At 51.9% G+C, this 15,706-nt stretch carries 9 protein-coding genes; 2 read left to right on the top strand and 7 right to left on the bottom strand.

Annotation, left to right across the window (positions count from 1 at the left end):
• Positions 1–4 precede the first annotated feature (4 nt).
• Together JMI88_RS30765 and ilvA are read left to right on the top strand one after the other, a co-directional pair.
• Entirely contained in the window at positions 5–1,918 is a 1,914-nt protein-coding gene (locus JMI88_RS30765; protein ID WP_201365874.1) for an AAA ATPase domain-containing protein, read from the top strand.
• A gap of 378 nt (positions 1,919–2,296) precedes the next feature.
• Positions 2,297–3,574: a threonine ammonia-lyase gene (gene ilvA / locus JMI88_RS30770; RefSeq protein WP_201365875.1), complete on the top strand. Its 1,278-nt coding sequence runs from the start codon at positions 2,297–2,299 to the stop codon at positions 3,572–3,574.
• A 175-nt stretch (positions 3,575–3,749) separates the two neighbouring features.
• Here the strand turns inward: ilvA and JMI88_RS30775 are convergent, their stop codons facing one another.
• The 7 genes from JMI88_RS30775 to JMI88_RS30805 all read right to left on the bottom strand — a co-directional run bounded on the left by JMI88_RS30775 (position 3,750) and on the right by JMI88_RS30805 (position 15,244).
• The gene (locus tag JMI88_RS30775) at positions 3,750–4,217 is read right to left on the bottom strand and encodes an acetyl-CoA carboxylase biotin carboxyl carrier protein (protein ID WP_201365876.1); all 468 of its coding nucleotides are present in this window, start codon (positions 4,215–4,217) and stop codon (positions 3,750–3,752) included.
• Between the two features lie 6 nt (positions 4,218–4,223).
• The gene (gene fabF, locus JMI88_RS30780; protein WP_201365877.1) at positions 4,224–5,462 is read right to left on the bottom strand and encodes a beta-ketoacyl-ACP synthase II; all 1,239 of its coding nucleotides are present in this window, start codon (positions 5,460–5,462) and stop codon (positions 4,224–4,226) included.
• A gap of 99 nt (positions 5,463–5,561) precedes the next feature.
• On the bottom strand, positions 5,562–6,914 hold the full coding sequence (gene accC / locus JMI88_RS30785) for an acetyl-CoA carboxylase biotin carboxylase subunit (protein WP_201365878.1): 1,353 nt from the start codon (positions 6,912–6,914) through the stop codon (positions 5,562–5,564).
• Between the two features lie 272 nt (positions 6,915–7,186).
• Entirely contained in the window at positions 7,187–10,486 is a 3,300-nt protein-coding gene (locus tag JMI88_RS30790; RefSeq protein WP_201365879.1) for a type 2 lanthipeptide synthetase LanM family protein, read from the bottom strand.
• Between the two features lie 123 nt (positions 10,487–10,609).
• Positions 10,610–10,846, bottom strand: coding sequence for a mersacidin/lichenicidin family type 2 lantibiotic (locus tag JMI88_RS30795; RefSeq protein ID WP_201365880.1), 237 nt, complete (start codon positions 10,844–10,846; stop codon positions 10,610–10,612).
• A 639-nt stretch (positions 10,847–11,485) separates the two neighbouring features.
• Positions 11,486–14,794 carry a type 2 lanthipeptide synthetase LanM family protein gene (locus tag JMI88_RS30800; protein WP_201365881.1) on the bottom strand — a complete coding sequence of 1,103 codons (3,309 nt, stop codon included), beginning with the start codon at positions 14,792–14,794 and terminating at the stop codon, positions 11,486–11,488.
• A gap of 201 nt (positions 14,795–14,995) precedes the next feature.
• Positions 14,996–15,244 (bottom strand): mersacidin/lichenicidin family type 2 lantibiotic, encoded by a 249-nt coding sequence (locus tag JMI88_RS30805; RefSeq protein ID WP_201365882.1) that lies wholly within the window; start codon positions 15,242–15,244, stop codon positions 14,996–14,998.
• Positions 15,245–15,706: the final 462 nt, after the last annotated feature.

The following is a 15,706-nucleotide window of genomic DNA, read 5'->3' on the forward strand; positions in this document are numbered from 1 at the left end:
GCCTATGCAACATGTGATCACTGACGATCTGGAGGCTCTGCTGGCTACTTTACCGCCAGGCATCCACGACGCGGTCAATCGGCTAGAGAACCGAAGCGAACTGCTGGAGATCGTAATGGACCTTGGGCGTCTGGCCGAGGGCCGATTCCCCGAGGGGGAAGTGATCCTTAGTACGACACCGGTGGAATATGCCGATCTCGAGTACGTCGTTGAACGTATTGGGGAATTCGGTGATGACAACCGGGCGGGTATTGAGCGGACACTCCACCGTATTAGCGCGATGCGCAATCGGAAAGGGAGGATTGTCGGTTTAACTTGCCGTATTGGTCGAGCAGTGCTTGGCAGTATTGCCCTGATCCGTGATATTGTCGAACAGGGCCAATCCATCCTGATTCTTGGTCGTCCAGGTGTGGGTAAAACAACGCTCCTGCGCGAAATCGCCCGTGTGCTGGCAGACGAGGCGAATAAGCGCGTGGTGGTTGTGGATACGTCTAACGAAATTGCTGGCGATGGGGATATTCCTCACCCTGGTATTGGGCGTGCCCGACGTATGCAAGTGGCGCGTACGGCGGAACAGCATGCTGTGATGATCGAGGCTGTGGAAAATCACATGCCGCAGGTAATCGTTATTGACGAGATTGGTACCGAGTTGGAGGCGGCCGCGGCACGTACGATTGCTGAACGTGGTGTCCAATTGGTCGCAACGGCTCATGGTAATTCGCTGGGAAACTTGCTTGTAAACCCAACCCTTTCAGATCTGGTGGGGGGTATTCAAACCGTCACGTTAGGTGATGAAGAGGCGCGTCGACGCCATACCCAAAAGAGTATTCAGGAGCGTAAATCGCTTCCCACCTTTGAAGTAGTGGTCGAACAGCAGAGTTGGGATGAAGCTGTTGTACATCGTGATGTGGCAGATACGGTTGATAATATGCTGCGCGGCCAGCCTGTCGTGGCCGAGGAGCGTACACGTGATGAAGAAACCGGACATGTTTCGATTCGCCGAGTGACGGCGGGTGGCATGGAGGTTCCAGGTTGGGGTAGCGGACTCGGTGGTCCCGGTGCTCGTCCTGGACAAGGTTTCACGGCAAGCATGTTTGAGCGCTCAGATCGCAATGATCGCGGTTATTTAGATCGCAATCATACCCATCTGAGTTCGCTGCGTGGCGCGGGTGCGCCTACCTTAGATCCGCGTGGTGGCAGTGAGCGCATGCGTGGTCGCAATCAGACCACTGCACATATCGCTCCACAGGTCCAGGCGCTGGCACCTACAGGTACCGCTCCCAATGACGGAGAAAGTCATGCGGCCGTTCTGGTCAAGACTCGTCCGGTGACCGAGATCACGGAAGGAATCTACCAGGCCAGCGAGCCAGCAACTGAAATTCGTCCGCCCAAGACGCTCAAGGTTTATCCATTTGGTGTAAATCGTGACCGACTCTCAGAGTCTGCGCGCCAACTGCGCGTGCCGATCTTGATTACCAACAATGAGCGCGAAGCCGACGCAGTAATTACGCTCAAGAATTATTATCGCCGTCAGCCCGAGCGTTTGCAACAAGCGGAGCAAGAGCGTAAGCTGATCATTATCCTGAAAAATAACACCATTACGCAGATGCAGCACGCCCTGGCGCGTATATTCGATATTCCTGAAGTCGCATCCGAAGGTGATGGTGCTAATGCTTCTGATACCCAGGTGAGCTTGAACGAGCGTGAATTTGATGATCCAACCAAGCAAGCGTTGCTTGAGACAGAAGATGCGATCCACCAGGTCTTGAACAAAGGCCTCACGACAGCTGAACTGGCCCCGGCCAACGCATACATTCGGCGTTTACAGCATCAAATGGCGACTCGCTACAACTTAATCTCGCGCAGCCGAGGTAAAGAGCCTCATCGCCGGGTTAAAATTTTTCGTTCGCGTGACTAATATACATACTGCGTGAGGCCGTCGACCTTCACGCCAGGGTTTCTGAGAGGTGTTCCCACAAAAACACCTCTTTTTTTTCGCATTGCATAGGACCTTTTTGGCCCCTGCGACGCTCATAATTTTTTAATATGTTGTGTCGAACAGGCGCGCAGCGCCTGTTCGACACAACAAAAAACAACGGGCGGGCGTATGAGCCCGCCGGATACCCTTCCCCAAAAATACGCGCCGCAGGCATAACATTTTAAAAAAAGGAAAAAGGACGGTTGTCAGACAGATCGCACATGCGCTATAATCCTTCCCATAACATTTAGGCACTGTCGCCTACAAATGTAGCCATGACGGCTGGGCGTCCTGTGTGGGACTGGAAGGAGTCGTACTATGCGTCTTGTAGAGAACGATCTTACTGCTGAAACTATCCGGACAGGGGTAGTAGGTTCTGTCAAAATAGCAGATATCCGGCAAGCATACAAGTTTCTCAGGCCTCTGATTCATCATACGCCGCTATCGCATTCACGTACTATGAGCCAGTTGACCGGAGCCGAGATTTATCTGAAATGCGAGCATATGCAGCGCTCGGGCGCTTTTAAAGTGCGCGGAGCTGGATATAAGATCTCGACGCTAACGGAGGAGCAATATCGCGCTGGTGTGATCGCGGCTTCGGCTGGCAATCACGCGCAAGGTGTCGCGATCTCTGCCGCCCAACACAATATCCCCTGTACTATCGTCATGCCCGAAAGTGCTCCCCTGGCTAAAGTTACCGCCACCGAAGGTTACGGTGCGCGTGTCGTATTATATGGAGCAACCTATGATGACGCCTATCAGCATTGCCTGGAATTACAGCAAAAGAGTGGCGCCACCTTCATCCATGCTTTTGATGATCCCAAAGTGATCGCGGGCCAGGGAACGCTTGGCCTGGAGATGCTTAATGATCTACCTGATGCGGATGCTATCGTCGTACCCATTGGTGGAGGCGGTCTGATCGCCGGCATTGCGATCGCCGCCCGGGCTTTAAAGCCCGACATCACCATCATCGGTGTGCAGGCCTCTGGTGCTCCCAGTTGTCGCGTCTCCCTGGACGCCGGCCACCTTTCGACCCTGCCAGCAATCACCACGATTGCGGACGGCATTGCCGTCAAGAAACCCGGCAAGCTTACCTTCTCAATTATCAAGCAACTGGTCGATGATGTGGTGCTGGTTGACGATGAAGCCACGATAAACGCGGTACTATTATTGATGGAGCGCTGTAAAATGATGGTCGAAGGCGCAGGCGCAATTGGCCTGGCGGCCCTCTTAAGTGGAAAAATCCAGCTCAAAGGCAAGAAAGTGCTGGTCCCGCTGACCGGCGGCAACATTGATATCAACCTGGTGGGACGCTTTATTGAACACGGCCTGGCCAGTGCCGGTCGCTACTTTGTCATCCATACCCGTCTCACCGACCGGCCGGGTGAATTAATGCGCATGCTCGCGATTATTACCGAAATGCGTATCAACGTCATCGACGTACGGCACCAGCGTATCTCCAACCGCCTCCCGATCATGCAGCGTGAAGAAACCATTACGATGGAAACCAGTGATCGCCGTCAATGTGAGGAACTGCTACGCCGCCTGCGGGCCGAAGGCTACATGGTTGAAGAAGCGCAATCCTTTGACGATTAATAATAACGCGCGGGGCTGGCCAGCCTCGCGCGTTTGATGAGTGATTAATCGGAGCAAGCTCCGAACCTATGGGGACGGTATCGCCCGCCAAGGGAGCAAATCGGGGGCAAGCCCCGAACCTATGGGGACGGTATCGCCCGTCAAGGGAGCAAATCGGGGGCAAGCCCCGAACCTATTATAGGGGCTCGACGCGCATTATCGCCTCGCCTTTTTGGATTACCGATCCATTGACGGCATTGATTGCCACCACGCGACCGGACACCTCAGCGTTAATCTCATTGAAGACCTTCATGGCTTCGATCAAAGCCACGACCTGTCCCACATGGATTACATCACCAATATTGACAAATGGCGGTGAGGTTGGTGAGGCGGACGAATAATAAACGCCGGTCAGGGTCGCCGTCACTGGCAGCGACTTATCAACCTTTTTTGGAGCGGTGGTATGACCTGCGCTCAGAGCGGCAGCCTGGCCAGCCACCATAACCGTTGTAGGAGCATTCGTTAATACCATGCCGGGACTCCGGCGAATAGTAATCTCGGTCCCATCTTCAGTTAAGGTCAGCTCGCCAACCGTGCTTCCTTCGAGCACATCCACAATCTCTTCCACCCGCTCCAGCCACGATGAATTATTTTGTGTATCCATGTCCTTTTACTCTTCGTAGCGCTTGAAGACCAAGCTTGTATTATGGCCGCCAAAGCCCATCGAATTAGACATTACCACATTGACGGTAGCATGACGAGCCTCATTTGGCACATAATCCAGATCACAGTCTGGATCTGGATGGTGAAGATTAATCGTTGGAGGAATAATACCATTCAGGATCGTCTGGATCGAAATGACTGCTTCGATCGCTCCTGCGGCACCCAGGGTATGACCTGTCATGGATTTAGTCGAGCTAACCGCAAGACGATAGGCATGATCACCAAATACCGTTTTGATGGCCTGGGTCTCAGTGCTATCGTTGAACTCTGTGCTGGTGCCGTGGGCATTGATGTAGTCAACCTGGTCGGGCTGGAAGCCAGCTTTTTGCAGGGCGCGGCGCATAGCACGAACCAGCCCCTCACCTCCCGGTGCTGGCGCGGTCACGTGGCTGGCATCGCCAGTGCTGCCGTAACCGACCATCTCGGCCAGAATCGTTGCCCCGCGTGCCTTGGCGAACTCTAACTCCTCAAGGATGAGCACGCCTGAGCCTTCGCCCATCACAAAGCCATCGCGTTTAGCATCAAAGGGACGGCTCGCCTCTTGATAATTTTCGTTATGGCGTGACAGCGCATGCATATTATCAAAGGCGGCCATCGCAATTGGTGTAATGGCTTTTTCGGAGCCACCCGCAATCATCGCCGTCGCATCGCCACGGCGAATGGTCTCCCATGCCTCACCAATGGTGTTACCGCTGGTGGCACAGGCAGAGACTGCGGCCCAGTTGGGACCCTTGGCGCCGGTCAGGATCGAGACGATGCCGGGCGCGCCATCGATAATCATCATATTGATGAAAAAAGGACTGATGCGGTCAGGACCCTTCTCATGCAAGACTTTGAATTGGTCGTGCAGCGTTACCAGGCCACCGATACCGCTACCAAGATAGACGCCGACTTCAGGGGCAATCTCATCCGTGATTTCTAACTTTGCCTGTTCCAGCGCCTGCATCGCGGTCGCGATCGCCAGATGTTCATAGGGATCATTGCGACGAAGTTCTTTTCGATCCATATATTTGGTAGCATCAAAATTTTTGATCTCGCCACCAAAATGAACACGATGATTGCTGGTATCATAGGCAGTAATCTCACCAATACCAGACTTACCCTGGATAAGCGCTTCCCATGATGAAGCCAGATCATTGCCCAACGAGGTAACCAGTCCCAATCCGGTTACAACTACGCGAGACATAAAGTCACCTCCCGTTTGTCTAAAAGCATCTTAGCTGAGATGCCCATTTTTCACGTTCCATGTCACTGGCAGTGCTGCCTGCGGCTAGAGGAATTATTATTACTTGATACCCAGCGCGCCCGCTTCCTCCTGGATGAAACGCGTATAGGTATCGCCGCTAATAAAGCCCTCGTGCTTCAGCAAGCGCTGATGAAACGGTATAGTTGTTGTGATGCCCTCGATAACAAACTCTTCCAGAGCACGCTGCATGCGTGCGATGGCTTGATCACGATCTTCAGCCCAAACAATCAGCTTGGCAAGCAACGAATCGTAGTGAGGGGGAACTTCATAACCCGCATACAGGTGACTATCGACACGCACACCAGGACCACCTGGTGGCAAATATTTCTCGATAACGCCGGTTTGTGGTCGGAAGTCCTTATCCGCATCTTCAGCTGTAATGCGGCACTCGATCGCATGGCCACGCAACTGGATATTCTCCTGTCGTAAACTCAAAGGTTCACCCGAGGCGATACGCAGTTGCTCTTTTACCAGATCCAGGCTTGTTACCAATTCAGTAACGGGATGCTCAACCTGTAAACGCGTATTCATTTCCATGAAATAATAGCGATTTTGCTCATCCACCAGAAATTCCAGGGTACCGGCATTGCGATAGCCAATCTCTTTTACCGCGCGAATGGCGCGCTGCCCCATCTCATCGCATAAAGAACGGGGCAAAATAGGAGTTGGTGACTCCTCGATGACCTTCTGGTTGCGGCGCTGGCACGAACAGTTACGCTCGCCCAGATGGACTCCATTGCCATGATTATCGACCAGAACCTGAATTTCAACGTGACGAGCCTTTGGCAGATACCGTTCCAGATAAATACCATCGTCGCGGAAAGCCTCTCGGACCTCATTTTGAGCTACCGTAAAGGTGCGCTCAAACTCGTCCGCATGGTTGATCAAGCGAATACCGCGTCCACCGCCGCCAGCGACAGCCTTGAGCATCAGCGGGAAACCGATCTCGCGGGCAGCCTCTGTTGCCTCTGCTAATGTGCGCAAGACGGGAGTGCCCGGGAGGGTTGGTAAGCCTGCTTCAACCATGGCCTTACGGGCAGAAACCTTATCGCCCATGATTGCCATCACCTCGGCCGAGGGGCCGATAAAAGTGATATTAACGTCCTGGCAGATCTGAGCAAAGCTCGTATTTTCTGACAGGAAACCATAGCCAGGGTGAATTGCTTCGGCATTGGAGATAAACGCAGCGCTAATAATATTTGGAATATTTAAATAGCTCTTGCCGCTTGCTCCGGGTCCAATACAGATCCGCTCATCTGCCATTTGTACTGGAAGTGAGTCACGGTCGGCCTCGGAGTGAGCAATGACACTACGTACTCCCATCTCGCGGCACGCACGAATGACACGTAGAGCAATTTCACCACGGTTTGCAATTAAAATCTTACGAAACATATGCATGTAGACAAAGCGACCAACTTCGGGTGCTTCACCTTGCTCCTCTCACTTAAAGCCCTTGTGAGGGGTGTGATGTCGACAATTATATCACAAGGGCTAAAGATTGAGGAGGATGATTTCTCTCTAGTACGAAAGTTGTGCCTTTTCCCTCTGCAAGGGTGTCTTCTTTCGCGCGCTCCACACGTACCGACGGATTTCAACCCCAGACGGGCACATGTTCCCTCTCAAGGCCAAAGCGGGTGGATCTCATGATAAGAGTCGAAGTCTGACTATTGTCCCTGAATAGGAGGAGAGAGGAGCAGCACGGATGGCACCCTGTCAGGTTCCGCGAGCCTGAGCAACTCATAGCCAATGCCCGCCAATCCTGTCATCAAGCCTGGTGTCTCCACACTCAGTGGAACCCCGGTTATCCAACCATAAGCCTCAATACTTCCGACTATCAGGGCAATCGCTCGCTCTAATTGCGCGTGATCTTCAGGTCGGTTAAGGAGATGCGCTGCTGTCAGAAGCAGTTCTACATCTCCTAGTGCCCCATGACAGAGCGAGTGATTTCCAGTAAGACCTTGTGTGATCGTCGTGTGTAGTGCGATATCGATCTCTTCTCGTGTTGTTGCGTCATGCTCCAAGATGCCCAAACGTCCCAGCCCTATCCCTGGTGCTCCATGACACCAGGCTACCAGACATTTCTGGCTTGGTTCAGCTGGTATTTCGTTGGGCTGCTTTACATCTGATGTCAACGAAGGAAACACACGTAGGTCAGCCCAATTTTGTTGCGCAGGCACAAATAAACTGCGATCATATGTCAGCGCAGCCAGAGCTGTTTGACGGAAGCGTTCTTCTCCGCTGATAGCCGCTAATTTCAGCAAGCTCAAGGCAATACCAGCAGTCCCATGCGAAAATCCCCCCAATGGCGGTTCCTTTTTGAGGGTTTCCCAGGCGGTTCCTTCTGGCATGGCTTGAGCTGTGGCAAGCAAATGATCGCCACATTGCATCGCTATTTCCAGGATACGCGGAGAGGGATGGACAGCATACAAGCAAAGCAGGCTAAGGATACAACCAGCAGAACCGTTAATTATATCCCGTTGCTCGTCCTGAGGAATGAGTGCTGCCAGTTGTTCCATCAGTTCTTCCGCTTCCTGGAACAGCGTTGGTTCATTCCAGAGCACGCCGAGATGGGTAAGCAAATATATCACCGAGCCCAACCCCTCAAAGGCTCCAATGCCTGGGTCGAGCGAGTATTTTTTCTGTTCATCGATCTGCGTTCGGATCGAGGCAAGTGAGCGCCTGGCCAGGAGGGTAAAGGATGCTTTGCCTGTGCAGGCACCAAGGTAGGCCAGAAACAGAGCGATACCGCTGGTCCCATTGTACAAGTCGATGCCGGTTGGGAGAAGGCTCCAGGCATGTTCGTAAATAAGGTTCACTCCGAGCCAATATGCACCCTCTTCATGCTGCAAGGCAAGCTCTTCCAGACGCTTTCCTACAGCAGTGGCCAGGGTGAGCACATGTTCTCGCTTCACAGGCTGTTGTATGGGCTTGATTGGTAAAGTTCTTACAATCGAATCTTCACGACCCATCAGAAGCGTAGCAAGCGACGCCTCGATGACCCAGATCTGCTTGGTCAGATCCTGCTCACTCAGACGTTGGATCTGGCGCTTGACCAACTCCAGACTCGGTGTATCGAAAAAATCAACCACTGGCTCCCGCTCGGAGGTAAAGATTGTACAGCTATCAGGGAAGGTGGTAAAGACGGGGATATCACCTCTACGTAAGTCTTGCTGCTCTGCTGCAATGATGCGGGCAAGATAGGGACGGTGCTCCACTTCGCGCCACAAATGATCGAAGAAACGATCACGCTTAAGCGCATCGCGTAAGAGATCAGGATGAAAGCTTTCGAACAAGAGCGTCGAATATAAATGGGTTGAGCGTACGATTAAGCGTATTTCATCGTGCGCAAAATGTGGTAGTTGCTCAGTCAGCAGATCATCTCGATGTTTACATAAAAGTCGATACATCCGTGTAAAACCTGCAATGATGGCATCTCTATAGTCCAGGACCTCAACATCGCGGTCGCCCAGTCGGGGTCGATTCTGACTGACCTCAATCTCAACGCGCTCGCGCACAAGTCGCATCTGGTCGGTCCCTGTTTCCTGCCAACTGAAAATAGGATGTGGCGTCGTTTGTCCTGGTTGCCCTCCTAGCCCACTAATATCTATACCGGGTGAGTCTTTATCTGGCCATGCCCATCGCGGTAATAATCCTACCTGCAAGACAGACTGATCCATGGCTTGAAAAGCGAGGTTGCTGCGTAATGCTGGATCGTCGCCGTCAACACACGGATGAAAGAGAGTCTCCAGGTCAACGAGCATCGGATGTTCACCGGAGGCAATCACATTTTCGTTGTGCAAGTCGCCTGCATTGAGCGCATACAGGAGAGCCAGGTAACGTCCTTGACGTTCATAAAAACGTGTCACTTCGTCCTGAGAGGTACAGGGGGATGCAGCAACAAATTCAGACCAGCCATAATCACCGCGATCGATCAGTTTCAAGGGGCGCAAGCGAGGTTGCACCCCACGTTCGTTGAGCCAGGTCAGCAGCTCTTGAAAATGCACGTCTATAGCCAGAGGTTTTGGTTTATAGAGCAACTGCATCCCGGAGCCAAACCGCAGTAAGAGAACGCTACGGCCTCTACGATGCCTGTCACCCATTCCTGCCTGCATCTCCATCAGCAGACCTGGATTGCTCTCAGGCGTAAATGTAGCGCAGATAGCTTGCCAATCAGCACAGAGATGCGCTAAGAACTCGCACATGTACTCGGTCCACTGATCAAGAGTCGTTGCTAACTGGCGCGCGAGCATTGGATATTTAGCGAGAAGTGGCAACATCTGCTCTTCCTGGTTCAGCAGCCGTACAAAATCCGCGAAACGCTCTTCTGGCGTCTCACCCTGCAGGAGCCCTCGCAGACGCGCAATATGCATTTCCAGGATCACCGGTTTGCTCATCTGGAACAGTAGTCTAGGCACAATATTGTCCAGGAAGGTCTGAGAAAACTGTTGTGGATCAAAAGGCAGGAAGGCGTACTGTTGTTGGAGTGTGTGTATTCCTTCCTGGAGAGAAGTAAGGCCACGCTGGAGCAGAGGACTGATGGCTGGCAGGCACACCTTAAGAGGCTGATTAGCCAGGGTTTCCTGGGAGAGCGCTAGCATCTTCTCGACTGCATGTGCACCTGTACCTGTAAAGGCATCTCTGAGTGTGGCTAGCCAGTTCGGAAGAGTGGAAATCCGTGTTTGCACGCTCTCGATCGGCTCCGCAAGGAGAGAGAGGAATTCCTCTTCTGAGAGAGAGTCACTGGCCAATCGCTTCGCAAACAATGTTCCATGATCGAAAGGTTTCTGTGCTTTCCATGCTCGGAAACGCCTGATAGCTTTGTCAACAGTCTCTTTCTTCGTCGAAGAAAGATCACCAGTTTCTGCTTGTCGTGATGCAAGACGCTCTCTGAGGGAGAGTGCATGGTACCACCCAGGAGCTTGCCAAAACGCTTTCTCTTTCTCATTGAGAATACTCTTTTCCATCCTCTTCAATCCTCAAACCTTTCTTGTATACTGCCTTTTGATGTTGAAGATAGACCGATATTGAGTAATGATGAGGATCAAGAGGCAAGAGAACCTCTTGATCCCTTTGGATTCTACAAGACATCACGTTTGACAGCCACCACAAGGATGGGGAGTGCCAGAGTTCCCGCGAGTACAAGTTCTAGTGTTACAACCAACGCTCGCTCCACTTTGTGCAGCACCCACGACCGCACCTAGCTCATCCTCGGTCAATTCAATTCGGCCTACCGGCATTTCCGGTAGCAGAGCTCGCTCTTCCTCACTCAGACCCTCGCGATATTCGGGATCTTCCCAGGCGCGTATGGTATCAACAATACTCATGTGAAATCTCCTCTTGTTCTGAAGGAAGCCAATTCCAGTCGAAATGCTTCACACCATCAACGTTTCTGGTCTCGGACGAGGCCCTTTTTGGCACTTTTACTCGGCTGATTCTGGGTTAGAGCAACACGGGGTAGCCGTGCATACCGAACGGTCGCATCGTTTGTACAGCATCTCAAAAGCATCTTTTTCATCGCCTGAGTACTAGACCTGTAAAACGACACTCCCGACAAAATGAGCGTACATCCTTTAGGTATATCGCAGAATGACACGTTGTATTACGCGACGACATTCAACACCACGATCTATCGTGATTAGTGGTAACAAGGATATAGACCCTTGAAATATTGGATGACATAGCGGAAAACGTGAATGCAATTGGAATATATCAAGATGAGCGCTCTTTGGAATGTCATAAAAGTCGTTTGAGAATTTCTTCACCTCGTTGTCATCAAATCCGAGATGAGGACCGATCTTGACGCACCAGATCTCTCAGAGAGACCACAGGATCAGCAACGTCGCTGACTCTGGTTCCTCTCAGGAGGTGAACAGCACCCCCTTTTTCATCGAGAGTGGTGCGTCTCCAACGCCTGACGGTTCAAAAAGTTCGGGAGACTCAGCATGATCAGAGTCGCTGTCTGACTATTGTCCCTGAATAGGAGGAGAGAGGAGCAGCACGGATGGCACCCTGTCAGGTTCCGCGAGCCTGAGCAGCTCATAGCCAATGCCCGCCAGTCCTGTCATCAAGCCTGGTGTCTCCACACTCAGTGGAACCCCGGTTATCCAACCATAAGCCTCAATACTTCCGACTATCAGGGCCATCGCTCGCTCTAATTGCTCGTGATCTTCAGGTCGGTTAAGGAGACGCGCTGCGGTCAGAAGCAGTTCTATATTTCCTAGTACCCCATGACAGAGCGAGTGATTTCCAGCGAGACCTTGTGTGATCGTCGTGTTCAGTGCGATATCTATCTCTTCTCGTGTTGTTGTGTCTTCCAGTCCCAGTTGCTCCAATACGCCCAAACGTCCCAGCCCTATCCCTGAAGCTCCATGACACCAGGCCACCAGACATTTCTGGCTCGGTTCAACTGATGTTTCTTCGTTGGACCGCTTTGAAGCTGGTGCCAGTGCTGCAAATGTACGCCGATCAGCCCAATTTTGTTGCGCAGGCACAAATAAGCTGCGATCATATGCCAGAGCGGCCATCGCTGTTTGACGGAAGCGTTCTTCTCCACTGATCTCAGCTAATTTCAATAAGCTCAAGGCAATACCAGCAGTCCCATGCGAAAATCCTCCCAATGGCGGTTCCTGTCGAAGAGTTGTCCAGGCGGTTCCTTCTGGCATGGGCTGGGCGGTAGCAAGCAAGTGGTCGCCACATTGTATCGCTATGTCAAGGATGCGTGAAGAGGGATGGACGGCATACAGGCTGAGCAGGCTGAGAACGCATCCAGCTGAACCATTGATGATATCCAGATGCTCATCTTTGGCAATGAGCGCTGGTAGGTGCCCAATCAATTCTTCAGCTTCTTGCAACAGGGCTGGCTCGTTCCAGAGCACGCCGAGATGGGTCAGCAGATAGATCACCGATCCCAGGCCGTCAAAAGCGCCAATGCTCAGATCTAGCGAGTCTTTTTTCTGCTCTTTGATCTGTGCATGGATCGAGGCAAGTGCACGCCTGGCAAGATGCGTAAAATGCTCTTCGCCAGTAATCGCACCAAGGTAGCTCAGAAACAAGGCAATCCCGCTTATCCCATTGTATGCATCGATGCCTGTTGGGAACAGGCCCCAGACATGTTCGTGAACGAGATTCACTCCGAGCCAATACGCCCCTTCGTCATTCTGCAAAGCAAGCTCTTCCAGGCGCTTTCCTACAGCAGTGGCCAGGGTGAGTACATGTTCTCGCTCCACCGGTTGTTGGGCAGACTTGCTCTGTAAAGCTATCCCGATCGTATCTTCACGACCCATCACACGAGTGGCAAGCGATGCCTTGATGATCCAGACTTGCCTGGCAAGGTCACTCTCACTCAGGTGTTGTATCTGTTGCTGGACCAGTTCCAGGCTTGGTGTATCGAAAAGATCAACCAGTGGCTCCCTCGTGGATGTAAAGACCGTACAGCTATCAGGGAACGTGGTAAACACAGGAATATCACCTCGATGCAAGTCTTGCTGCTCGGCTGCAATGATTCTCGCGAAAAAGGGATAGTGTTCTACCTGGCGCCACAAATGATCGAAGAAGCGATCACGCTCAAGCGCATCACCTAAGAGATCAGGATGTAAGCTTTCGGTCAAAAGCTTCGCATATAACCGGGTTGAGCGTACAACGACGCGTATTTCATCGTGCGCAAAAAGGGGCAGTTGCTCTGTGAGCAGAGCATCACGCTGCTCGCAGAGGAGACGATACATTCTGGTAAAGCCTGCAACGATAGCATCGCTAAAATCCAGGACCTCGACATCGTGGTCGCCCAGTCGTGGTCGATTCTGACTCACCGCGAGCTCATAGCTCTGGCTCACAAGCCGCATCTGGTCAGTCCCTGTTTCCTGCCAGTTGGAACCAGGACGTGGAAACATTTGCCCTGGCTGCCCTCCTAACCCACTGATGTCTACACCGAGTGAATCTTTATCTGACCATAATCGTCGTGGTAACAATCCTACCTGCCAGACAGACTGATCCATAGCTTTCCAGGCAAGATTACTGGATAAAGTTGGATCGTTGTCGCCAACACGAGGATGAAAGAGCGTCTCCAGGTCAACAATGATCGGATATTCACCAACGGCAATCACATTTTCGTTATGCAAGTCGCCTGCACGTAGCACATAGAGTAAAGCAAGATAACTTCCTTGCCGTTCATAAAAACGTGTCACTTCGTCCTGAGAGGTACAGGGGGCTGCCACCACGAATTCAGACCAGCCATAGTCGCCACGATCAATCAGTTTCAAGGTGCGCAAGGGAGGCTGGGCCCCGTGGTCATTTAACCAGGTCAGTAGTTCTTGAAAGTGGACGTCGACAGTTAAAGGTTTTGGCTTATAGAGCAACTGCATACCCGAGCGAAACTGTAATACGAGCACACTACGGCCATTGCGGTGCCTGTCGCCCGCTCCTGCCTGCACCTTCAACAGGAGACCTGGATCACTCTCAGGAGTAAAGGTGGTAAGGATCATTTGCCAATCCGCACAGAGATGCGCTAAAAACTCGCTCGCGTAATGGATCCACTGATCAAGAGTCATCACTAACTGACGGGCAAGCACTGGATATCTGGCGAGGAGCGGCAAAATCATCTCTTCCTGGCTCAATTGTCGTGCAAAATTCGCAAAGCGCTCTTCTGATGTCTCACCATGCAAGCATCCTTGAAGGCGCGCTATATGCATTTCCAGGACCACTGGTTTGCTCATCTGAAAAAGCAACTCAGGCACAATGTTCTCCAAAAAGGTCTGAGAGAACTGCTCTGGATCAAAAGGCAGAAACCTGTATTGTTGTTGGAGCGTTTGTATGCTTTCCTGGAGAGCAGCGAGGCCCCGCTTGAGCAGAGGGTTGATAGCTGGCAGGCACGCCCCAAGCGGATGATTGGCGATGGTTTCTGAGGAGAGAGGCAATATATTCTCGGCAGGATGCGTCTCGGTAAAAGCATCCCTGAGCGCAGCCAGCCAGTCTGGAAGAGAGGAAACACGCGCCTGTACCCTCTCTATAGGTTCCGTGAGAAAAGAAAGGAGATCCTCTTCAGAGAGAGAGGCACTCGCTAATCGCTCCTCAAAAAAAGTCCCCTGGTCAAAAGGGGGTTGTGCTTTCCAACGTCGCAAGCGCATTCTGGCCTTGTCAACAGTCTCTCCATGCGTTACAGAAATATCATCTGTGCCTTCTCGTGGTGATGGCAGGCGCTCCATAAGTGAGAGGGCACGATACCATGCCGGATCTTGCCAGAACTCTTTATCTTTCTCCTGCAGAAGAATCTTTTCCATCTTTTTCAATCCTCAAACCTGTCCTCTAGAATGTCTGGTGTCGTTAAAGATAGAAGAATACCAAGTGGTCAAGATGCCTTAGAGGCTCTTGACCACTTTCATAGACACAAAAACATCATCCCTGGCTTCATACCCAGGAGAGTTGCTCGCGCTTCCACACAATCACGGATCCTACCTACAAGAACGCCTGTAACGGATGCACTACCCACAGGGATGAGGAACATTAGAGTTGCCACGACAACTACTGGTAAAACAGGGCGAAGTACAGGTCTTAGTATTACAGCCTGAACTCGCCCCACTTTGGGCCGCTCCAACGACCTCAAGCAGATCCTTATCGGTTAACTCAATCTGGCCCACCGGGTTCTCTAGAAGCCTGGCACGCTCTTCATCGCTCAGACTCTCGCGAAACTCGCGATCTCTCCAGGCGCGTATGGTATCAGCAATACTCATATGAAATCTCCTCTTGTTCTGTAGCCAACTTCAGTCGAAAAGCTCTTACACCATTAACGTTTCTGGCCTCGAACGAGGCCCTTCTGGCACTTTCACTCGGCTGATTCTGGGTTAGAGCAACACGGGGTAGCCATGCATACCGAACGGTCACATCGTTTGTACTGCATCTCAAAAGCATCTTTTCCATCATCTGAGTCCCAGAGCAGCAAAACGACACTGCCGACAAAATGAGCGTACATCCTTTTGTGTCTTGACATTCTGGGTCACTCTCACAGACATACTAAGGAAGAGCTAAGGTGGCGTAACTCCTTGTATCCATTTCTTACGAAGACTGAACACAGGATTTCGCTCAGGCATATCGCAGAATGACACGTTGTATTACGCGATGACACTCAACACCACGATCTATCGTGATTAGTAGTAACAAGGATATAGACTCTTGAAATGCTGGATGGCATAGCG

The sequence above is a fragment of the Dictyobacter formicarum genome (genome assembly GCF_016587435.1).

Bases quoted from the DNA above. Each gene is read 5' to 3' on its own strand.
- JMI88_RS30765 (WP_201365874.1), top strand. From the start codon at position 5: ATGCAACATGTGATCACTGACGATCTGGAGGCTCTGCTGGCTACTTTA.
- ilvA (WP_201365875.1), top strand. From the start codon at position 2,297: ATGCGTCTTGTAGAGAACGATCTTACTGCTGAAACTATCCGGACAGGG.
- JMI88_RS30775 (WP_201365876.1), bottom strand. From the start codon at position 4,217: ATGGATACACAAAATAATTCATCGTGGCTGGAGCGGGTGGAAGAGATT.
- fabF (WP_201365877.1), bottom strand. From the start codon at position 5,462: ATGTCTCGCGTAGTTGTAACCGGATTGGGACTGGTTACCTCGTTGGGC.
- accC (WP_201365878.1), bottom strand. From the start codon at position 6,914: ATGTTTCGTAAGATTTTAATTGCAAACCGTGGTGAAATTGCTCTACGT.
- JMI88_RS30790 (WP_201365879.1), bottom strand. From the start codon at position 10,486: ATGGAAAAGAGTATTCTCAATGAGAAAGAGAAAGCGTTTTGGCAAGCT.
- JMI88_RS30795 (WP_201365880.1), bottom strand. From the start codon at position 10,846: ATGAGTATTGTTGATACCATACGCGCCTGGGAAGATCCCGAATATCGC.
- JMI88_RS30800 (WP_201365881.1), bottom strand. From the start codon at position 14,794: ATGGAAAAGATTCTTCTGCAGGAGAAAGATAAAGAGTTCTGGCAAGAT.
- JMI88_RS30805 (WP_201365882.1), bottom strand. From the start codon at position 15,244: ATGAGTATTGCTGATACCATACGCGCCTGGAGAGATCGCGAGTTTCGC.